Source organism: Streptomyces kryoterrae (assembly GCF_054072135.1).
This window is the reverse complement of sequence record NZ_CM133358.1, coordinates 510,286-529,584: the sequence shown is the minus strand read 5'-3', so window position 1 is coordinate 529,584 and position 19,299 is coordinate 510,286. Positions and strand designations below refer to the sequence as shown.

The window sequence follows — 19,299 nt, the reverse complement described above, 5'->3', positions numbered from 1 at the left end:
TATGTGTACTTCAGAATATCGCGGCCCTGGACTAGCGTCGTGCCATGAGTGCTTATCTGTACGCCGCGACGCGGACACCGTTCGGGCGCTTCAACGGCGCGCTGGCCGGTGTCCGCCCCGACGACCTCGCCGCCGCCGCCATCACCTCGACGCTCGCCGCCGTGCCGGGCCTCGACCGCGCCGCGATCGACGACGTGGTGTGGGGCAACGCCAACGGCGCCGGCGAGGAGAACCGCAACGTCGGCCGCATGGCCGCGCTGCTCGCCGGGCTTCCGGTGAGCGTGCCCGGAACCACGGTCAACCGGCTGTGCGGTTCGAGCCTCGACGCGGCGATGACGGCCAGCCGGACGATCGAGTCCGGCGATGCCGAGGTGGTGCTGACCGGTGGCGTGGAGTCGATGACACGTGCGCCCTGGGTGCTGCCCAAGTCGGCGAAACCGTTCCCGGTCGGTGACGTCACCGCCGTCTCGACCACGCTCGGCTGGCGGCTGGTCAACCCGCGGATGCCGAAGGAGTGGACGGTCAGCCTCGGCGAGGCCAACGAGCGGCTCCGGGAGCGCTTCGGCATCTCCCGCGAGCGGCAGGACGAGTTCGCCGCCCGCTCCCACCAACTCGCCCACGAGGCATGGGAGTCGGGGTTCTACGACGATCTGGTGGTGCCGGTCGAGGGCGTCGGCCTGACGCGTGACGAGGGCATCAGGGCCGGGTCCACGCCGGCGGTGCTGGCAGGCCTCAAGCCGGTCTTCCGTACCCCGGAGCAGGGCGGCACCATCACCGCGGGCAACGCCAGTCCGCTCAACGACGGTGCCTCCGCGGTGCTGCTCGGCAGTGAGAGGGCCGCGGCCACGATCGGGGCCGACCCGATCGCCCGCATCGCCGGCCGCGGCGTGATGGCCCTGGAGCCGCAGGCCTTCGGCTACGCCCCGGTCGAGGCCGCGAACCGTGCGCTGGCCCGGGCCGGGATCGGCTGGGACCAGGTGGGCGCGGTCGAGCTCAACGAGGCCTTCGCCGTGCAGTCGCTCGCCTGCGTCGACGCGTGGAAGATCGACCCCGCCATCGTCAACCAGAACGGCGGCGCCATCGCCATCGGGCATCCGCTGGGCGCCTCGGGCGGTCGTGTCCTCGCCACACTGGCCAAGGTGCTGCGTGTGCGGAAGCAGCGCTACGGCGTCGCCGCGATCTGCATCGGGGTCGGCCAGGGGCTGGCCGTCGTACTCGAGAACTGCGATGTCACGGAGGCGGGCAAGTGAGCCGGGCGGAGATCGTCGAGAGCGCCGACGCGGCGGTCGCCGGGATCGAGGACGGGGCGACCGTCCTCGTCGGCGGCTTCGGCCTGGCCGGGATGCCGTTCGACCTGATCGACGCGCTCATCCGGCAGGGGGCGAAGGACCTCACGATCGTGTCCAACAACGCGGGCAACGGCGAGGTCGGACTGGCCGCGCTGCTGGCCGCCGGCCGGGTGCGCAAGGTGCTCTGCTCCTTTCCGCGCCAGGCCGACTCCTGGGTCTTCGACGGCCTCTACCGCGAGGGAAGGATCGAGCTGGAGGTGGTGCCGCAGGGCAACCTCGCCGAGCGGATGCGCGCCGCCGGTGCCGGCATCGGCGCGTTCTACTGCCCGACCGCGGTCGGCACACCGCTGGCCGAGGGCAAGGAGGAGCGGGAGATCGACGGCCGGAAGTACCTGCTGGAGTACCCCATCAAGGGCGACTACGCGCTGATCGGCGCGCATGTCGCGGATGCGCTGGGCAACCTCGTCTACCGGAAGACGGCCCGCAACTTCGGACCGGTCATGGCCACGGCCGCGACAACGACCATCGTCCAGGTCGACCAGGTCGTCGAGCCCGGGACGCTCGACCCCGAGGCCGTCGTCACCCCGTCCATCTACGTCGACCGGATCGTCCAGGTGACGGCCCGCCACTACACCGTCCAGGGGGCACGATGACCACCACGTCGACCGGCCCGGCGTACGCCGAGGCGCCGAGGAGCGCCGACCACCGGCTCTCGATGGACGAACTGGCCGCCGTCATCGCACGCGACATCCCGGCCGGCGCCTTCGTCAACCTCGGCATCGGGCAGCCCACCAGGATCGCCGACCATCTGCCGGACGGCTCCGGGGTGGTGCTGCACACCGAGAACGGCATGCTCAACATGGGCCCGAAGGCCGAGGGCGACGCCGTCGACCCCGACCTGACCAACGCCGGCAAGGTCCCGGTGACCGAGCTGCCGGGGGCTGCGTACTTCCACCACGCCGACTCCTTCGCCATGATGCGCGGCGGGCACCTCGATGTCTGCGTCCTCGGGGCCTACCAGGTCGCCTTCGACGGCGACCTCGCCAACTGGACCACCGGCAAGCCCGACGACATCCCCGCCGTCGGCGGCGCCATGGACCTCGCCATCGGCGCCAAGGACGTCTACGTGATGATGACGCTCTTCACCCGCTCCGGTGAGCCGAAGCTCGTGCCGCGGTGCGCCTACCCGCTCACCGGCATCGGCTGCGTCAGCCGCGTCTACACCGACCACGGCGTCTTCGACGTCGGCCCCGACGGCGTACGGATCCGGGAGACGTACGGCGTCGACGCCAAGGAGCTGGCGGAGCGACTCGGCATCACCCTGTCGCCGTCCACGTAACGGCAGGTGCGCCGGCCGGCCGAACCCGGTGGTGGGCCTGGAGGGAATCACGCCTTTGTCCGACGGACCGGAGCGCGGGGGCGGAAGCGCGACCGAGACGGCGTTGGCCGAGGCGTCGCCGAGCCGGCCGCACTCCAGGTCACGCGTTCTGCAGTGCGGGGACGGGGAGTTCGCCCGAGCCTCGGACGATCAGGTGGGTGGGGACGGTGACGGTTCGGGCGCGGGTGCGGTCGCCGTCGAGCCGGGTCAGGGCGGTGGTCGCCGCGGCCCTGCCGAGTTCTTCCGCGTCCTGGGCGACGACGGTCAGGGCCGGTTCGAGTGCCTCGGCGAGCGCCACCTCGTCGAAGGCGACGACGGCGACGTCCTTGCGTTTGCTGCGGGCCAGTTCGGCGACTATGCCCAGTGCCATGATGTTGTTGCCGGCGAACAGGGCCGTGGGCGGATCGGCCAGGCCGAGGAGACGGGCGGTCGCGGCCTCGGCGCCCAGCTGGTCATGGGCGTTGCTGACGAGTGAGCGGTCGTAGGGGATGTCGGCTTCCTGCAGCGCCGAGCGGTAGCCGGCCAGACGTTCGCGGCGGGTGTACAGCTTCAGCGGAAGGTCGCCGACGAAGCCGATGCGCCGGTGTCCGTGGCCGACGAGGTGGGCCACGCCGTCGTGGGCTCCGGCACGGTTGGAGCTGACGATGCTGTCCGTGGCGAGGCCGACTCCGGGTCGGTCGAGGAAGATCACGGGCAGGCCCGCCGTACGGTGGGACTTGAGGTGGGAGTGGTCGGCGCCGACGGACGGCACGACGATCAGGATGCTGACGCGGCGTGCCAGGAACTTGTCCGTCAGGGCGCGTTCGCGATCGGGTGCGTCCGCGGAGGAGCCCATGAGCAGGGTCAGTCCGCGTTCGCGGACGGTGTCCTCGATGGCTCGGGCAACGGCTCCGAAGAAGGGGTTGGCGAGGTCGGGAATGACCAGGCCGATCGTGGTGTCGGGTCCGCCGACGCGGATGTTGCGGGCCATGAGGTTGGGCTGGAAGCCGAGCTTGGCCACTGCGGCCAGTACCTGTGCCCTGGTCTGCGCGGAGGCGGGTCCGTCCTCGTTGAGGACTCGGGAGACCGTCTTCGCGCTGACGCCGACTTCGCGGGCGACGTCGGCCAGGGTGGGGCGGCGGTTCGCTGCCATGGAGGAAACCGTCTCCTGAGGGCTCTCGGTTCCGGCCGCGGCCTCGGCCGGAAACCGCGAGAGCGGTGTTGTGCTGTCAGGTGGCCTGGACTCCGGCGGCCTTCGCGGCCTCGGAATCCGCTACGACAGTATCTCCGGCCTCGTCGACGGTGAGTGCGCCGGTCATGATGGCGACGACCTCCGCCATGGAGTAGTCGGAGGGCTTGATCACGGCAGCGCGCCGGCCGAGGCGGTGCACGTGGATCCGGTCGGCGATCTCGAAGACGTGCGGCATGTTGTGGCTGATCAGAACGACCGGCATGCCCTTGTCCCGGACTCGGCGGATCAGATCGAGAACCTGACCGGACTCCTTGACGCCCAGGGCGGCGGTGGGCTCGTCCATGACGACGACGCTGCTCGCCCAGGCGACGGAGCGGGCGACCGCGACGGCCTGCCGCTGTCCGCCGGAGAGCGTCTCCACCGACTGCGTCAGTGAACGCAGGCCGATCTTCAGGTCGGCCATGTGCTCGGCCGCCTCCTGACGCATGCGCTTCTTGTCGAGCATGCGGAAGACATTGCCGAGGACACCGGGGCGTCGCAGCTCCCGCCCGAGGAACACGTTCGAGGCGATGTCCATCGAGGCGGCCACGGCGAGGTCCTGATACACCGTCTCGATGCCGTGGGCGCGTGCGCTCTGGGGCCCGGAGAAGACGATGGGTTCGCCGTTGAGGCGTATCTCGCCCGCGTCCGGGACCACCGCGCCGGTGAGGGCCTTGATGAGGCTCGTCTTGCCGGCTCCGTTGTCGCCGATGACGGCGAGGACCTCGCCGGGGAGCAGATCGAAGTCGGCGCCGTCGATGGCGGTGACCTGGCCGTACCGCTTGACCAGGCCGCGGGCCTGCAGCACGGGCGTGGGGGAGGAGATGGCGGTCATCGGGCCTTCTTCCGGGAGAGCTGGTCGACGGTCACCGCGAGGATCACCAGGACGCCGGTGATCAGGGTCTGGTAGATGGAGGCGACGCCCATCAGCTGCAGGCCGTTGCGGAACACGCCGACGATGAGGACACCGATGAAGGTGCCCAGCACCGAGCCGCGTCCGCCGAAGAGACTGGTGCCGCCGAGGACCACGGCGGTGATGCTGTCGAGGTTGTCGGTCTGCCCGGCCTGCGGATCGCCCACGCCGGTACGGGAGATGAGCAGCAGGGCGGCGATGCCGTAGAGGAGACCCGCCACGGTGTAGATGCCGATGGTGAGTCGGGAGGTACGGATGCCGTTCAGCCGGGCGGCCTCGGCGCTGTTGCCCAGGGCGTAGACGTGCCGGCCCCAGCCGGTGTTGCTCAGCGAGTAGGCGAGGAGGAGGAACAGGGCGATGGTGACGAGGGAGCCGTAGGTGATGTCCGTGTGGCCCAGCGGGAAGGTCTCGCCGAGGGCGGTGAGCGGGCCGGGCAGGTTGGTGACCGTCTGTTCCTCGGAGTAGATGTGGGTCAGCGCGAACGCCACGTTGAGCATGCCGAGGGTGACGATGAACGGCGGCAGCGGGATCTTCTGCACCAGCAGCCCGTTGAGCAGCCCGAAGCCACCGCAGACGGCGATGCCCAGAGCGATGGCGAGCAGCGGGGGCAGCGAGCCCTCGGCGGCCATCTTGGCGATCACGATGCTGCCGAACGCCATCACGGCGCCGCACGACAGGTCGATGCCCGCGGTGAGGATGATCAGGGTCTGCCCGATGGCGAGGGTGCCCACGACCATGACCTGCTGCACGATCAGCGAGAAGTTCCCGCCGGTCAGGAACTGGTCGCTCGAGAGGGAGAAGAAGGCACAGGCCAGGAGGAGGGCGACCAGGGGTCCGGTGGTCGGCGCCGTGAGCAGTCTGCGAGCCGTGGTCGGCGCTTTGAGCTCGGCGTACGGCGTGGTCGTGGCTGTCATGCGAAGTCCTTGTCGGAAGACAGATGTCCTTGTCGGCGGACGATGGCACTGGGCGGTCTGGTCAAGCCGGATGCGCGACACCGCCCCCGAAGGGGCGCGGGGCCGTGTCGCTGTGCGGCTTCGCCGCGGGGCGCGACCAGCCCCACCGGCCGGCGGCGGACGACCGCGCGTCCAAGCGGAGTGCCTGGCCTCGCCGCCGGGACAAGGGGAACGGCCGTCCCTGGCCGGGGAGGTGGGACGACCGCCCCGCTGAGGGGAGGGGCGGTGTCGAACGGTCCTCGGGCTGCTCAGCCCCAGCAGTTCTCCAGGCCGTAGGCGGTGTCCTTCGACGTGACACCGTCCTGCGCCTTGTCGCTGATCAGCGTGACGCCGGTGTCGGTGTAACCGGACGCCTTCTTGCCGTCCTTGGCGTACGACACGACGGCCTTGACGCCCTCGGCGGCCATCTTCAGCGGGTACTGCTGCGACGTCGCGGCGATCTTGCCGTCCTTGACCGCCTGGGTGCCGGTGCAGCCGCCGTCGACGGAGACGATCAGTACGTCCTTCTCCCGGCCCTTGGCCTTCAGCGCCGTGTACGCGCCCAGCGCGGCCGGTTCGTTGATGGTGTAGACGACGTTGATGTCGGGTTCCTTCTGGAGACAGTTCTCCATCGCCGTCTGGCCCTTGGCCTGGTCGCCGCCGGTGTCCTGGGCGCACACGACGTCCTTCTCGGCGGCGCCGAAGCCCTTGAGGAAGCCGTCGTGCCGCTGAACGCCGACGGAGACGCCCGGTGCCAGGTCGAGCGCGGCTATCTTCGCGGTCTTGCCCGCCATCGCGGCCTTGGCGTACTCGCCGATGAGCTCGCCGGCCTTGAGGTTGTCGGTGGCGAAGAGGGCGTCGACCGCGCTCTCCGGATCGGTCGGGGTGTCCAGGGCGATGACCAGAACGCCCTTGGCGCGGGCCTTCTCGATCGCGGGCACGATGGCCTTCGAGTCGCTCGGGGTGATCAGGATGCCCTTCACCCCGGCGGCGACCATGTTCTCGATGGCGGTGACCTGCCCGGCGTTGTCCCCGTCGAACTTGCCCGCGGCGGTGGAGAGTTGGGCGCCGTTCTCCTTGGCGGCCTTCTCCGCGCCCTCCTTCATCTTCACGAAGAACGGGTTGGTGTCGGTCTTGGTGATCAGACCGACCTTGACCTCGCCCGAGCCGGAACCCGACGAGCCCGATCCGGAGCCGGACCCGCAGGCCGTCAGGGTGAGTGCCGCGACGCCCGTGACCGCGGCGGCTCTGAGGAGGGACGAGGACAGGCGAGTGGTGCGAGACATGATCGACTCCTGTGGGATAGCGGGCGGCACGGGGGTTGGGATCAGAGCATGCCGCTCGGGGTGTCATCGTTGACTTATGTCATCGTTGACACTGCCTGGCCAGGATGATGGACTCCGGATCCCGGCAACGTCAATGCCTTCCACCCGTCACAAATCGGCAACGTCCCGGCCGCCGTCCCCGCGCAGCCGGTCAGCGGCCGTGCCGGCCGCCGCGTCGTTGCCCGGTCTTTCTGCGCGTTTCGAGTTCGTCCGAGCCTGTCCGAGCCATTCCGAGAGAGAGCAGCCCATGAGCCCGCGTCAGATCACTGTTCTGGGAGAGTGCGTCGCGGACGCCTTCGCCGAACCGGCGGCAAGCGCCTCGAACGGACTCGCTCTGCGGGTGCTGCCGGGCGGCGGACCCGCGAACACGGCGGTGGCCCTGGCCCGCCTCGGCACACCGGCTCGCTTCCTGGCACGCCTGTCCGGTGATGTGTTCGGCCGTATGTTCAGGGCTCACCTGGAGGCGTCCGGCGTCGATCTGTCGTACGCGGTCGCAGCCGCCGAGCCCAGCACGCTGGCCGTGGCGGAACTGGACGCCACCGGGCAGGCCGCGTTCTCGTTCCACGCGCAGAACACGGCCGACTGGCAGTGGACCTCGGCGGAACTGGGCAGGGTGGATCTCTCCGAGACGACCTGTGTGCACACCGGATCGCTGGCGCTGGTCCGTGACCCCGGCGGAGCGGTGGTGGAGGAGTTCCTGGCGGCAGCAGCAGGGCGGGCCACCGTCAGCATCGACCCCAACGTCAGGCCGCTGTTGGTGCGCCCCGAGGTCTACCGCGCCCGGCTGACGCACTGGTGCGCCCTCGCCGACATCCTGCGGCTGAGCGAGGACGACCTGGAACTCCTCCTGCCGCGCACCGCGCCCGATGAGGCGTGCGACATCTGGCACGCCGCGGGGGTACGGCTCGTCGTGATCACGCTCGGCGCCGGTGGCGCACTGGCCTCACTCGACGGTGAACGACTGCGGGTGCCCGCGGTGGCCACGCGGGTCGTCGACACCGTCGGAGCGGGGGACTCCTTCACCGCCGGCCTGCTGCACCACCTCGGCGCCCGTGGGCTCCTCGGTGGCCGACTGGCCGGGCTCGGTCTCGACGAGGTCGCGGAGGCCTGCCGGTTCGGCGCCCGTGTCGCGGCCCTGACCTGCTCGGTCGCCGGTCCCAATCCACCCTGGTGGAGCGAGCTGACGCAGCTCACGGCCACCGGCGGAGCCTGACGGTTCGAACGGGCCGTGCCGGGCAGAGCCGCCCGACCCGTTGACGTACCGGCCGGATTCCGCGCCCACACCTGATGCCACCGACCGACAAGGACACGTGACCATGAAGAAGACCCTGCTCGCCGAGTTCACCGCCCGCGAGGGAGCACAGGACGAGGTCGCCCGCCTGATCGGGGACTACGCCCGGAGCGTGCGTGAGGAGGAAGGCAACATCGCCTTCGACGTCTACACCAAGGCGGCCACCCCGCGTGCCTTCTGGATCTTCGAGGCGTACCGGGACGAGGAAGCCTTCCAGGCGCACCTGGACGCCCCCTACGGCGGCCCTTTCAACGCGGCCCTCGCCCCGCTGATCGAGGAGGACGCCTCGGTACTGACGTTCCTGAACCCACTGGCCACCAATCCGTGGCCGGCCGGCCAGGTCACAGGGCCGGAGCGGGTCGACTAGCCGATCACCCGGCCCAGTTCGATCCGGTCGATGTTCGGAGCCCACGCGGTCGCGTTCCCGAACGTCACCTTGTTGGAGCCCGCCTTCAGGTCGACGGGGACACCCAGCGTCCAGTAGTCGTCCCAGCCCCAGGTGTTCTTGAAGGTGACCGTCCGGGGCGCGCCCGTCCCCACGGTGAGGTCCGCCGTACGGGACATGATGTCCGTGTTGTAGGAGTGGCCGTTGTCGCGCCGCTCGTTGTGCGCGTAGCTGATGACCAGCATGTAACGGCCCGGCTCGGGCGCCCGCACCGTGAACTCGGCGGTGCTGGCGGGGCTGTTGCCGAGCCGGCCGATGTAGGAACCGGCGGAGGCGTGGGCCGAGCCGACGAGCTTGGCGCCACCCGCGAGGGTGGCCGAGGCGCCCTCGTAGGAGAGCGTGCCGATGGCCGAGCCGGTGCCCGAGACGTCGAGGGAGCGGACGGAGGCGGCCTTGGCCGTGACCGCGATGCGGTTGTTGCCCGCCACCAGGTACAGCCGCAGGGCCTTGCCGGGTACCGCCGTCACCTTCTGGCCGTGCAACTCCAGCCGCACCGGCGCCGAGGACCGCGGCACCACCGAGTAGTAGGCGTCGCGCGGTGCGTAGACGTCGAAGACCGCCCTGTCGCCGGAGCGCAGGACGAGGGCGCCCGTGCCGACCCCGGCGGACGAGGAGTAGTCGTAGGACGGTCGGCCGCTGATGTCCGCGAGCGTGGCCTCGTACGACGCCGAGGGCACGGCGGAGGTACGGGCGGTCAGGTCGATGCGGTCGAGGGTGACCTCGTTGTCGCCCTTGGCCAGTGTCAGGACGTGCCGGCCCGCCGGGAGGTCGACGGTGACGTCCTTCTTGGCGCGGTAGGCCCAGTTCTCGGTGGAGGGATAGGAGATCGTGGCCGGTGCCCGGCCGTCGACCGAGAGCTTCTGCGTGGCGGGTGTCCCGGACTGGTTGCCGTAGAGGATCGCCAGGTCGTAGGTCCCGGCCTTGGGTACGTCGACCGTGAAGTCGACCTTGCTGGTGGTCTGGTTGAGCGAGCCGACGTCCTTCGTCCCGGAGGCCGCGTAGCCGTTGGCGTTGCCGACCGTGCCCTGTGTGTTGACCTGGCCGTCGGTGATGGCCGCGTCCTCGGCCTCGTACGACGCCGACCAGGGGACGGACGCGGCGGACGGGGTGCCGGCGCCGCCGGGGGTGAGGACGATCCGGTACGCGGACATCTTGTGCAGGCCGCGCAGCGGGACGGTCACCGTGCCGTCGGCCGCGACCTTCACCTTCGTACGGGCGAGGACGCGGGGCGCCGCGTGCTGACCCTCGTAGCCGGACCAGGCGGCCTCGGCGACGGTCGCGGTGACCGTACGGCCGAAGGCGGACCGGGAGACGTTGCGTACGACTACGTCGGCGTCACCGGCCGAGCCGCCGAGCAGGATCTGCGCCTGGCGGCGTTTCCTGTCGTAGGAGGCCAGCCCTTGGAGGGTGTCGACGGTGTTGGCCTGCGGCGGGGTCACCCTGACCGTGTCGCCGGTCAGGCCCGCGTACCAACGGAAGAACCACCAGCCGCCGTCGGGGATGTTGTTGCGGACGACATTGCCGTCGAGGTTGCCGGCCGCGTCCCAGTAGGCCTGGTTGGCGTACACCTTGTTCCGCTCGAACATCGAGACCCACTGGGCGAGTTGGCCCGGGACGGACAGGTCACGGCGGTTCGCGTACTCATCGATGTTGATCTTCAGGGGGGCGATGCCGAGTTGGCGTTCGATCGAGCGGTAGTTGTCGTAGTTCCCCTGGAAGTTCTCCAGCGAGCTGGAGTCCAACTCGTGCCAGGTCATGACCTGGGGCAGGACGTTCTCCCGCTTGGCGAAGGCGAGGAAGTCGGTCAGCAGACGCGAGTGGTAGCCGGACTCGTTCGGGCCGGCGATCCTGGCGTACGGGTCGATCGCGCGGATGCGCTCGTACACCGTCTTCCAGTCCTTGAGGAAGCGGTCGCGGTTGACCTCGTACCGCGCCTGGTCGGACGTGCCGAGGTCGTACCAGATCTGGTCGGGCTCGTTGAAGGGGATGTAGACGAAGTGCTCGCTGTTCGGGTCGGCCGACACCTCCTGGACGATCTTGTCGACCTTGGGGAGATAGTCCTCGATACCGAGATCCTCGTACGGCCACTTCGCGTAGATGTCCTGCATCATCACGTTGATCTCGCCGCCGCCGTTGCGGAAGAACGACTTCGAGACGGTGAGCGCGTCCCCGTTGGGATGCTGGGCGCCGCCCTCCGGCTTCTGCGAGATGCTGGTGATCTTCAAGGGGGCCAGCATGGCGTCGCTGGGCACGCCGTCGTCGCTGAGCCCGTACAGGGTGCCGTTGGCGCCGAGCGTCACCGGGCCCTCGGACGCGGCGAGGTCGACGGTGACGCGCTGCGGGATGGGGGCATCTCCCGGTCGAGCGGAGCCGAGAGTGGGGGACGCTGCCGCGGGCCCCGCGGCGGGGAGGGTGCCTGCCATGGCGGCTGCTCCAAGTGTGGCTGTTGCGAGGACGGTTGCGGTACGGGAACTCGTGCGGGCTCGCGTGCGGGTGGGGGTGCTGAGGGACCTCCGGTTATTTGACGGCTCCACCGGTGAATCCGGACACGATCATTCGCTGGGCCAGCAGGAAGACGGCGACCATGTGCCGGCTCATCACCACGACGTGCGCGAAGGCGGGATGCCAGTCGTTGAGGTCGCCGTCGAGGCGGGTGGTCGGGTCGAGCTTCGTCCGCTCGGCGCCCGAGTCGGAGGGGAAGCGCCAGTCACCGGCGGTGGGGTCACTGCGGGCGGCTGCTGTCAGGGCGGCGGCGCATGTGACCGCCGGCGCGGGGAGGGCTCTTCTCGTCATGACGTGCCTTTCGCGAACGGGCTCAGGTGGGCGGATCGGGAAGCGGTCCGGCTGAGAGGGTGCGAGCGGGCGGAGCACGTGGGGGAGCGGCTCGGGTGGAACGGGAGCGGGTTCAGCCGCGTTCGGGCGGCGGCCCCGAGCTCTCCCGCACCACCAGTTCCGGTACGGAGACGGGGTGCGGGGCGATCCGCGCGGACTCCTCCAGCACGCCGTGCAGCAGGGCGAACGCGGACCGGCCGAGGCCGGTGAAGTCCAGCCGTACGGTCGTCAGCGACGGCGTGAGATAGGCGGAGTGCGGGGCGTCGTCGAACCCGGCCACGCTCACCTCGCCGGGGACCGCGCGGCCCGCCTCGTGGAGGGCGCGGATCACGCCGAGCGCGAGGTCGTCGTTGCCGCACAGGATCGCGGTGACGCCGGTGTCCTTCGCGAGTTTCAGGCCCGCCGCGTGACCGCCCGCCGGGCCCCAACTCCCTTGCAGGGGAAGGTGTTCCGGCGCTCCCGCCTCCCGGAGGGCCTGCTGCCAGCCGGTCGTGCGGGCGCTGGTGCGCCGGGTGCTGGAGGGGATGGCGACGTAGTGCACGGTTTCGTGGCCGAGGGAGAGCAGATGACGGGTCGCCTCGTAGGCGGCCTCGCGGTCGTCGGCCCACACCCAGGGACGGTCGTCGCCGGGCGGGCCGGCGGGTGTCTCGACCACGCCGACGACCGGCAGGCCGGCGGGAACGGCACCCAGGGCCCGTACACCGGCCGGATCGTAGGCGATCACGATCAGCCCGCCGCCCGAGTCCGCCGCCCGCCGTACCTGGGCCGCGATGGCGGCCTCGTCGGCTTCGGCGGTCGATTCGAGGACACCGACCCCGACGCTGTACGCGGCGGCGCGGGCGGCCTCCTCGATGCCCTGGAGGATCGAGGCGTAGCCGTAGTGCGTGGTGTTGGAGGTGAGCACGGTCACGGCCCGGCTGCGTCCGCTGGCGAGGGCGAGCGCGGTGGAGTTGCGCCGGAACCCCAGCTCGTCGATGGCGGCGAGCACCCTGTCGCGGGTCGACGGCTTGACGCTGGGGTGGCTGTTGATCACCCGGGAGACGGTCTGGTAAGAGACTCCGGCCGCGGCGGCGACATCCCGGATGCTCACTGAGCGTCTTGTGTGACCGGTCACATGCATGCCAGGATTGTGACCGGTCACATGGAACTCGTCAAGAGACCGTAACCGTCACTTCACGCGGCAGAAGCAGACCGTCGGCGCGCAGACGGCATCGGGAGGGGAAGACGTTGACCGGTACGTCGGATTCGGCGGGCACGGCCCCCCGCACCACCACTGAGCAGCACTTCGTCTGGGGCCACCGCGCTCTGGAGGCCGAGTTCGCCACCGGCGCCGACGGGACCCTGCGGCTGGTCCGGCTGAACCGACCCCGGGTCGGCGGGGGAGCCGGCGCCCCGGCGCCCGAGCCTGGCCCGGACGCCCCCCTCCACCTCGTGGAAATCACCGCCCTCAGCCACGGAAGCGGCTGGTCGGGCCCCCGCTTCACCGGTACGGCCCTCGGCGCCCGGCTGCGACACCTGGGCCACACCACCCGGGAAGCCGACGGCTGGACGTACCTGACCGTCGAACTCCACGATGCCGAGACCGCGTTGACCGCTTTCGTCGAGCTGTCCTCGCCCGTCGGCCTGCCTGTGCTGCGCTCCCGCGTCCGCCTCCGCCACGGGGGAGCGGCGCCCCTCGTCGTCCAGTCCGTCAGCAGCCTGCTCCTCGGCGCCCTCCCTTGTCCTGACGGCCTCGACGTCCACCGCGCCCGCAACGACTGGCTGGCGGAGTGCCGCTGGCACGCCGAGCCGCTGCGTGACACCGTCAGCGACATCCACGTCGACGTCCACCAGCACGACAGCCGGGCGGCACTGACCCTGACCGGACGCGGAAGTTGGCCCACCGACGGGCACCTTCCGATGGGCGCCCTCACCGAACGCGGCGGCGACCGGGCCTGGTTGTGGCAGATCGAGTCCCCGGCCGGCTGGCGCTGGGACCTGGGTGAGCGTGACCACGGCACGTATCTGGCGCTGAACGGTCCCACGGACGCGGAACACCAGTGGCGGGTCCGCCTCGCGCCCGGCGCCGAGTTCACCACCGTGCCCGGCGTCCTGGCTCTCGGCTCCGGCCTGGACGACGCCTTCGCCGCCCTGACCTCGTACCGCCGTGCCGTACGCCGTCCGCACCCGGACCACAGCACCCTGCCGGTCGTCTTCAACGACTACATGAACACCCTGATGGGCGACCCGACGACGGAGAAACTGCTGCCGCTGATCGACGCGGCGGCGCAGGCCGGGTCGGAGTACTTCTGTATCGACTCCGGCTGGTACGACGACAGCACCGAGGGCTGGTGGGACAGCGTCGGCGAGTGGCTGCCCTCGCCGCGCCGCTTCCCCGACGGCGGAATCCGGGCGGTCCTGGACCGGATCCGCGAGTGCGGCATGGTGCCCGGCCTGTGGCTGGAGCCCGAGGTCGTGGGGGTGCGCAGCCCTCTCGCGTCCGGACTCCCGCCGGAGGCCTTCTTCCAGCGGGACGGCGTACGCATCACCGAACAGGGCCGCCACCAGCTGGACCTACGGCACCCGGCCGCCCGAGCGCACCTGGACAGGACGGTCGACCGCATCGTCGGCGACTGGGGCGTCGGCTATCTCAAGCTGGACTACAACATCGTGGTCGATCCGGGAACCTGCGCCCCCGGGGACATCGCGCCCGGAGCCGGGCTGCTCGGTCACGCCCAGGCGTACCTGGACTGGCTCTCCGAGGTGCTGGACCGGCACCCGGGCCTGGTGGTCGAGAACTGCGCCTCGGGCGGGATGCGGATGGACGGGGCCACCCTGGCCGTCGCCCAGCTCCAGTCCACCAGCGACCAGCAGGACCCCCTGCTCTGCCCGCCGATCGCCGCCGCCGCGCCGACGGCGGTCCCGCCCGAGCAGGGCGCCGTCTGGGCCTACCCGCAGCCGGGGTTCGACGACGACCTGATCACCTTCACCCTGGGCGGGGCGCTGCTCGGCCGGATCCATCTCTCCGGTCATCTGGACCGGATGTCGGAGCACCAGCTCGCCCTCGTGGCGGACGCGGTGGCCGTGTACAAGACACTCCGCGCCGATCTCCCGGAGGCCGTGCCGTTCTGGCCGCTCGGTCTGCCGGGGTGGACGGACGAGTGGCTGGCCCTGGGCATGCGGGTGCCGGGTGGCCGTACGTCCTACCTCTCGGTGTGGCGCCGCGGCGGAGAGTCGGAACTGCGCCTGCCGGTGGGCCACTTGACGGGCCGGGAGGTGCGTACGGAGATCCTGCACCCGTTTGCTCCGGCCGCCGGCTCGGCGGTCTGGGACGGGGACGCGCTGCGGGTGTCGCTGCCACGCACGCCCGCTGTCCTGCTGATCCGGCTCGCTTCGGGTGGGTGAGGCGGACCGGGAACAGGGGCAAGCCGGATGGCGTCGGTAGATTTACGATGATATGAGCAATTTCGTTCATTGAGGGAAAGCGCAAAGTGGCGGTCGTCGGCGACAAGAGTTCCGTCCGGGGTGCATCCAGAGCGGGCTCCGACCCGGAAGTGATCACCATGAACGTCTCAGTTGTCCTGTTCACCGCCGACCTGCGCCTGCACGACCATCCGCCGCTGCGGGCCGCCCTGGACGACGGCCGCGGGATCGTCCCGCTGTTCGTACGGGACCCCGCGGTGGACGCCGCCGGGTTCGCCGTACCCAACCGGCTGGCCTTCCTCGCCGACTGCCTGCGCGATCTCGACACCGGTCTGCGCGAGCGGGGCGGACGGCTGGTGGTGCGCCATGGCGACCTCGTCGGGGAGGTGTGCCGGGTCGCCGCCGAGGCGGGCGCCGACGAGGTGCACATGGCGGCCGATGTCAGCGGCCACGCCCGCCGACGGGAGGACGGGCTGCGCCGCGCCCTGGAGGCGGACGGCGTACGGCTGCACGTGCACGACACGGTGACCGTCGCCGTCGCCCCGGGTGCCGTGGTCCCGGCGGCCTCGGACCACTTCGCCGTCTTCACGCCGTACTTCCGGCACTGGTCGCAGCAGCAGTTGCGGGAGCCGCTCGGGGCGCCACGCACGGTGCGGGTCCCGGACGGTGTCGGATCCGAGCCCCTGCCGTCCCGGAGCGGCCTGCCGGGCCTCTCGGAAGGGCTCGCCGCCGGCGGTGAGACCGCGGGCCGCGCACGGCTCACCGCGTGGCTGCGCGACGGGGTCGCGTCGTACGAGGAGGGCCATGACGACCTGGGCGGCGATGTCACCTCCCGGCTCTCCCCGCATCTGCACTTCGGCACCCTCTCCTCCGTCGAACTCGTCCACCGGGCCCGCCGGGCGGGCGGGCCGGGCGCCGACGCCTTCGTACGGCAGCTCGCCTGGCGCGACTTCCACCGGCAGGTGCTCGCCGCCCGCCCGGCCGCGGCCGTCTTCGACTACCGCACCAGGAACGACCGTTGGCGCCTGGGGTCGGAAGCACGGGAGGACGTCGAGGCGTGGAAGGCGGGCCGCACCGGCTACCCGATCGTCGACGCGGCGATGCGCCAGTTGCGGTACGAGGGCTGGATGCACAACCGGGGCCGCCTGCTGACCGCGAGCTTCCTCGCCAAGACGCTGTACGTCGACTGGCGGGTCGGCGCCCGGCACTTCCTGGACCTGCTGGTGGACGGCGATGTCGCCAACAACCAGCTCAACTGGCAGTGGATGGCCGGTACCGGGACCGACTCACGGCCCAACCGGGTCCTCAACCCCGTCACCCAGGCCAAGCGGTACGACCCCGACGGCACGTATGTGCGCCGCTGGGTGCCCGAACTGCGGCCACTGGCGGGGGCGGTGGTGCACGAGCCGTGGAAACTGCGCGGCCTGGACCGCGCCGCCGTCGACTACCCGGATCCGATCGTCGACCTGTCGGACGGGCTCGACCGCTTCAAGCGCGCCCGCGGTCTCGGCTGAGTCACCGCCGGACCACCGCGGGTGACCTCACCGGGCCTCCGCGCACAGGGCCTCCAGGGTGTCCAGGGCGTCCTTCAGGGACGTGGGCCAGGGCATCCCCGGCTCCGGCCGGCCGAGCCACCCGGGGCCGCAGAGCACCACCAGGGGGCTGCGCCGGGCGCCCTTCACACCCCACCGGGCGCGGGCGACGCGCCGGGCCAGCGGCAGACTCGCCGTGGAGCGGGCCTGCGCCCACAGGACGACGGCCGCCGGGCCGAGCCGGTCCACCGCGGCGATCAGCGCCTCCGCGGGGACCGCGGACCCGAACATCCGGGTGGGCAGGCCCCGTTCGCCCAGTCCGGCGTGCAGCGCCTCCAGCGCCAGCGTGTGCTGTTCACCGGGCATGCAGGCCAGAACCACCGGCCCGGGCACCGAGGCGCCGCCGGATCCGGCCGCCGGGCGCGCGAAGCGGCGCAGCGTGGTCGAGACGTGCCAGGACAGGAGGTGCTCCACCTCGACGTAACGGTCTCCGGACGAGGCCCATTTGCGTCCCACGGCGTGCAGCGTCGGCAGCATCACCTCCTGCCAGGCGACCACAAGACCGTGGGTGTCGACCGCCGTGGCCAGCTGCTGCTCCACGGCGGGCGCGTCGAGCCGTACGGCGGCGCGGGCGAGCCCCCTGCACTCCAGGCGCACATCGCCCAGCGGAAGCGGGCCCGCCGCGCGGGAGGCGGGGCCGGGTGCCGGTTCCGGCGCCGGGGCAGGTGTCGGGCCCTCGCCCGGGGCCCCGGCCGCCGTCTCCCGCGCGGCGCGGGCCGCCTCCGCGGGCGGCACCCCGGCGGACGTGAGCCGGCACATCGTCTCCAGTACGGCTACGTCGTGCGGAGCCCATCGGCGGTGCCGACCGTCGGGGCGGATCGCGGGCCCGATGCCGTAGCGGTGGTCCCAGGAGCGCAGCGTCGTGGGTGACACACCCAGCCGGCGGGCCAGCGCGCCCGTGGTGAGACCCGTCGCGATGTCCTGGGGCGCCCGCCCAGACCGGGCCGCCGCCCTGTCCCCCGAAATGCCGTCCATGGGCCGACTCTACGACCCCGGCCCGCTATACGACGCAGAATCGATGCGAGTTGATGACTCACGCCCGGAATCGGACGATGACAGGACCGTCGTACGCCGGATCCGTTCCGTGCAAGGAGTCACCGTCATGAACATGTCCGAGTGTGCCGCTCCGGTTGCCTCGCCCACCGTGTCACCGGACGACGAGGAACTGATCCGGGGATTCCTCGCGGGCGACGAAGCATGCCTGGCGGCCGTGTACCGGCGCTGGTCGGCGCTGGTGCACACCCTGGCCTGGCGGTCCCTGGGAGACGTCAAGGAGGCCGAGGACGTCACCCAGCAGGTCTTCCTCGGCGTGTGGCGCGGTCGGCGGGGCTACCGGCCGGAACGCGGTCCGCTGGTCGGATGGATCGTGGGCATCGCCCGGCACCGGATCGCCGACGCGCTCGCCGCGCGCACCCGCCGCTGCCGGCTGGTCGCCGCCGCGGACTCCTGGCCCGCGCTCGCCGATCCCGCCGACGACCGGTTCGAGGGGGCCCTGGACCGGGTGGTGGTGCGCGCGGAATTCGCCAAGCTGGCCTCGGCCCAGCAGCGGGTGCTGCGGCTCGCCTTCTACGAGGACCTGAGCCAGAGCCAGATCGCGGAGCGCACGGGCTGGCCGCTGGGCACCGTCAAGAGCCACGCACGGCGCGGACTGTACCGGCTGAGGCGTGAGCTCGAGGTCGCCTTCGACACGGAAGCGGTGTGACTCTACGACCCGTCGACGTCCCCGGCGACGTGGGTGTCCGGGAACAGCCAGGGCCCCGTCCCGTGTTGCCGCGAGCATGACGACGAACACGCCGATGCCCGAGGTGCTGCGCTACACCGCCTTCTCCACCTCACCCGACGGCGGAAACCCCGCCGGCGTTGTGCTGGACGCCACCGCCCTGGACGACAGCGACATGCTGGCCATCGCCGCCGACCTCGGATACTCGGAGTCCGCGTTCCTGACCGCGCCACCGGAGGGCCTGGGCGGCGAGGAGGGCAGGGCGTACAGCATCCGGTACTTCAGCCCCAGGGCCGAGGTGCCGTTCTGCGGGCACGCGACCGTCGCGACCGCCGTCGCCCTCGCCGAGCGACGGGGTCCCGGAGAGCTGGTGTTCGCGACGCGCGCCGGCATCGTGCCGGTGGTGGTGGCCGAGGAGGGCGGGACGCTCCGCGCCACGCTCACCAGCGTCGAGCCGAAGATCGAGGAGATCGCCGCCGCCGACCTCACGGAGGCGCTGGCCGCACTCGACTGGCCGGCCGCCGATCTCGACCCGGCCTTCCCGCCCCGTATCGCCTTCGCGGGCGCCCGCCATCTCGTTCTCGCGGCGGCGACACGTGCCCGCCTCGCGGATCTCGCGTACGACTTCGAGCGCCTCGACGCCCTGATGCACCGCCTGGACCTGACCACGGTCCAGCTGGTGTGGCGGGAGTCGGCCACCGTCTTCCACGTCCGTGATCCGTTCCCCGTCGGCGGCGTCGTCGAGGACCCGGCGACCGGCGCGGCAGCCGCCGCGTTCGGGGCGTACGTCCGTGAACTCGGCCTGGTCCCCGAGGACACCGTCCTCACCCTGCGCCAGGGCGAGGACCTGGGCCGCCCCGGCGAACTCACGGTGACACTGCGCGCGGGCGACCCGCGCGTACGGGTCGGCGGCGCGGGAACACGCATCGGCTGAAGTGCCGCCCTGACGACGGTGCGGGCCTGGGCGAGC

General features: G+C 71.4%; 17 protein-coding genes. 9 read left to right on the top strand and 8 right to left on the bottom strand.

From position 1 onward, the window contains the following. Nucleotides 1-44: 44 nt before the first annotated feature. Genes ACW4TU_RS01840 through ACW4TU_RS01830 form a run of 3 tightly spaced genes read left to right on the top strand, consistent with a single transcriptional unit; the run spans nucleotide 45 to nucleotide 2,628 of the window. The gene (locus ACW4TU_RS01840) at nucleotides 45-1,250 is read left to right on the top strand and encodes a thiolase family protein (protein WP_457423915.1); all 1,206 of its coding nucleotides are present in this window, start codon (nucleotides 45-47) and stop codon (nucleotides 1,248-1,250) included. Continuing rightward, a complete protein-coding gene (locus ACW4TU_RS01835) occupies nucleotides 1,247-1,942 on the top strand; it encodes a 3-oxoacid CoA-transferase subunit A (RefSeq protein ID WP_457423913.1) in 696 nt (231 codons plus the stop codon). The genes ACW4TU_RS01840 and ACW4TU_RS01835 overlap by 4 nt, the downstream gene beginning before the upstream one ends. After that, nucleotides 1,939-2,628, top strand: coding sequence for a 3-oxoacid CoA-transferase subunit B (locus tag ACW4TU_RS01830; protein WP_457423911.1), 690 nt, complete (start codon nucleotides 1,939-1,941; stop codon nucleotides 2,626-2,628). The genes ACW4TU_RS01835 and ACW4TU_RS01830 overlap by 4 nt, the downstream gene beginning before the upstream one ends. Before the next feature lie 139 nt (nucleotides 2,629-2,767). Here the strand turns inward: ACW4TU_RS01830 and ACW4TU_RS01825 are convergent, their stop codons facing one another. From ACW4TU_RS01825 to ACW4TU_RS01810, 4 genes are all read right to left on the bottom strand, one after another. Further along, nucleotides 2,768-3,799 carry a LacI family DNA-binding transcriptional regulator gene (locus tag ACW4TU_RS01825; protein WP_457423909.1) on the bottom strand — a complete coding sequence of 344 codons (1,032 nt, stop codon included), beginning with the start codon at nucleotides 3,797-3,799 and terminating at the stop codon, nucleotides 2,768-2,770. Nucleotides 3,800-3,875: 76 nt separating this feature from the next. Continuing rightward, nucleotides 3,876-4,712 (bottom strand): ATP-binding cassette domain-containing protein, encoded by an 837-nt coding sequence (locus ACW4TU_RS01820; protein WP_457423907.1) that lies wholly within the window; start codon nucleotides 4,710-4,712, stop codon nucleotides 3,876-3,878. Continuing rightward, on the bottom strand, nucleotides 4,709-5,704 hold the full coding sequence (locus ACW4TU_RS01815) for an ABC transporter permease (RefSeq protein WP_457423905.1): 996 nt from the start codon (nucleotides 5,702-5,704) through the stop codon (nucleotides 4,709-4,711). The genes ACW4TU_RS01820 and ACW4TU_RS01815 overlap by 4 nt, the downstream gene beginning before the upstream one ends. A 287-nt stretch (nucleotides 5,705-5,991) precedes the next feature. Further along, nucleotides 5,992-7,008, bottom strand: a complete 1,017-nt coding sequence (locus ACW4TU_RS01810; RefSeq protein ID WP_457423903.1) for a sugar ABC transporter substrate-binding protein — start codon at nucleotides 7,006-7,008, stop codon at nucleotides 5,992-5,994. Nucleotides 7,009-7,294: 286 nt separating this feature from the next. Here ACW4TU_RS01810 and ACW4TU_RS01805 point away from each other — a divergent pair, with 286 nt between their 5' ends. Next, nucleotides 7,295-8,260 carry a carbohydrate kinase family protein gene (locus ACW4TU_RS01805; RefSeq protein WP_457423901.1) on the top strand — a complete coding sequence of 322 codons (966 nt, stop codon included), beginning with the start codon at nucleotides 7,295-7,297 and terminating at the stop codon, nucleotides 8,258-8,260. A 103-nt stretch (nucleotides 8,261-8,363) separates the two neighbouring features. Then, nucleotides 8,364-8,705, top strand: a complete 342-nt coding sequence (locus tag ACW4TU_RS01800) for a putative quinol monooxygenase (protein ID WP_457423899.1) — start codon at nucleotides 8,364-8,366, stop codon at nucleotides 8,703-8,705. On the opposite strand, the gene ACW4TU_RS01795 is transcribed toward ACW4TU_RS01800, so the two are convergent. From ACW4TU_RS01795 to ACW4TU_RS01785, 3 genes are all read right to left on the bottom strand, one after another. Continuing rightward, nucleotides 8,702-11,206, bottom strand: a complete 2,505-nt coding sequence (locus ACW4TU_RS01795; RefSeq protein WP_457423897.1) for a CBM35 domain-containing protein — start codon at nucleotides 11,204-11,206, stop codon at nucleotides 8,702-8,704. The genes ACW4TU_RS01800 and ACW4TU_RS01795 overlap by 4 nt on opposite strands. A gap of 94 nt (nucleotides 11,207-11,300) precedes the next feature. Then, nucleotides 11,301-11,576 (bottom strand): hypothetical protein, encoded by a 276-nt coding sequence (locus ACW4TU_RS01790; protein WP_457423895.1) that lies wholly within the window; start codon nucleotides 11,574-11,576, stop codon nucleotides 11,301-11,303. Between the two features lie 112 nt (nucleotides 11,577-11,688). Next, entirely contained in the window at nucleotides 11,689-12,735 is a 1,047-nt protein-coding gene (locus ACW4TU_RS01785) for a LacI family DNA-binding transcriptional regulator (RefSeq protein ID WP_457423893.1), read from the bottom strand. A 107-nt stretch (nucleotides 12,736-12,842) separates the two neighbouring features. Between ACW4TU_RS01785 and ACW4TU_RS01780 the strand changes: the two genes are divergently transcribed. Next, nucleotides 12,843-14,999, top strand: a complete 2,157-nt coding sequence (locus ACW4TU_RS01780; protein WP_457423891.1) for a glycoside hydrolase family 36 protein — start codon at nucleotides 12,843-12,845, stop codon at nucleotides 14,997-14,999. A gap of 158 nt (nucleotides 15,000-15,157) precedes the next feature. Then, nucleotides 15,158-16,531, top strand: a complete 1,374-nt coding sequence (locus ACW4TU_RS01775; protein WP_457423889.1) for a cryptochrome/photolyase family protein — start codon at nucleotides 15,158-15,160, stop codon at nucleotides 16,529-16,531. A 27-nt stretch (nucleotides 16,532-16,558) separates the two neighbouring features. Here ACW4TU_RS01775 and ACW4TU_RS01770 read toward each other — a convergent pair whose 3' ends face one another. Beyond that, a complete protein-coding gene (locus tag ACW4TU_RS01770) occupies nucleotides 16,559-17,584 on the bottom strand; it encodes a MerR family transcriptional regulator (protein WP_457423887.1) in 1,026 nt (341 codons plus the stop codon). Between the two features lie 127 nt (nucleotides 17,585-17,711). Between ACW4TU_RS01770 and ACW4TU_RS01765 the strand changes: the two genes are divergently transcribed. Then, nucleotides 17,712-18,311, top strand: a complete 600-nt coding sequence (locus tag ACW4TU_RS01765; protein WP_457423885.1) for a sigma-70 family RNA polymerase sigma factor — start codon at nucleotides 17,712-17,714, stop codon at nucleotides 18,309-18,311. Between the two features lie 76 nt (nucleotides 18,312-18,387). Further along, on the top strand, nucleotides 18,388-19,263 hold the full coding sequence (locus ACW4TU_RS01760; protein ID WP_457423883.1) for a PhzF family phenazine biosynthesis protein: 876 nt from the start codon (nucleotides 18,388-18,390) through the stop codon (nucleotides 19,261-19,263). The last annotated feature ends 36 nt before the right edge of the window (nucleotides 19,264-19,299 follow it).

What these genes read in the sequence shown, in the direction of transcription:
- ACW4TU_RS01770 (WP_457423887.1), bottom strand. Translation starts at nt 17,584, where the DNA reads ATGGACGGCATTTCGGGGGACAGGGCGGCGGCCCGGTCTGGGCGGGCG.
- ACW4TU_RS01800 (WP_457423899.1), top strand. Translation starts at nt 8,364, where the DNA reads ATGAAGAAGACCCTGCTCGCCGAGTTCACCGCCCGCGAGGGAGCACAG.
- ACW4TU_RS01840 (WP_457423915.1), top strand. Translation starts at nt 45, where the DNA reads ATGAGTGCTTATCTGTACGCCGCGACGCGGACACCGTTCGGGCGCTTC.
- ACW4TU_RS01830 (WP_457423911.1), top strand. Translation starts at nt 1,939, where the DNA reads ATGACCACCACGTCGACCGGCCCGGCGTACGCCGAGGCGCCGAGGAGC.
- ACW4TU_RS01775 (WP_457423889.1), top strand. Translation starts at nt 15,158, where the DNA reads ATGAACGTCTCAGTTGTCCTGTTCACCGCCGACCTGCGCCTGCACGAC.
- ACW4TU_RS01790 (WP_457423895.1), bottom strand. Translation starts at nt 11,576, where the DNA reads ATGACGAGAAGAGCCCTCCCCGCGCCGGCGGTCACATGCGCCGCCGCC.
- ACW4TU_RS01795 (WP_457423897.1), bottom strand. Translation starts at nt 11,206, where the DNA reads ATGGCAGGCACCCTCCCCGCCGCGGGGCCCGCGGCAGCGTCCCCCACT.
- ACW4TU_RS01820 (WP_457423907.1), bottom strand. Translation starts at nt 4,712, where the DNA reads ATGACCGCCATCTCCTCCCCCACGCCCGTGCTGCAGGCCCGCGGCCTG.
- ACW4TU_RS01810 (WP_457423903.1), bottom strand. Translation starts at nt 7,008, where the DNA reads ATGTCTCGCACCACTCGCCTGTCCTCGTCCCTCCTCAGAGCCGCCGCG.
- ACW4TU_RS01785 (WP_457423893.1), bottom strand. Translation starts at nt 12,735, where the DNA reads ATGCATGTGACCGGTCACACAAGACGCTCAGTGAGCATCCGGGATGTC.
- ACW4TU_RS01815 (WP_457423905.1), bottom strand. Translation starts at nt 5,704, where the DNA reads ATGACAGCCACGACCACGCCGTACGCCGAGCTCAAAGCGCCGACCACG.
- ACW4TU_RS01825 (WP_457423909.1), bottom strand. Translation starts at nt 3,799, where the DNA reads ATGGCAGCGAACCGCCGCCCCACCCTGGCCGACGTCGCCCGCGAAGTC.
- ACW4TU_RS01765 (WP_457423885.1), top strand. Translation starts at nt 17,712, where the DNA reads ATGAACATGTCCGAGTGTGCCGCTCCGGTTGCCTCGCCCACCGTGTCA.
- ACW4TU_RS01760 (WP_457423883.1), top strand. Translation starts at nt 18,388, where the DNA reads ATGACGACGAACACGCCGATGCCCGAGGTGCTGCGCTACACCGCCTTC.
- ACW4TU_RS01805 (WP_457423901.1), top strand. Translation starts at nt 7,295, where the DNA reads ATGAGCCCGCGTCAGATCACTGTTCTGGGAGAGTGCGTCGCGGACGCC.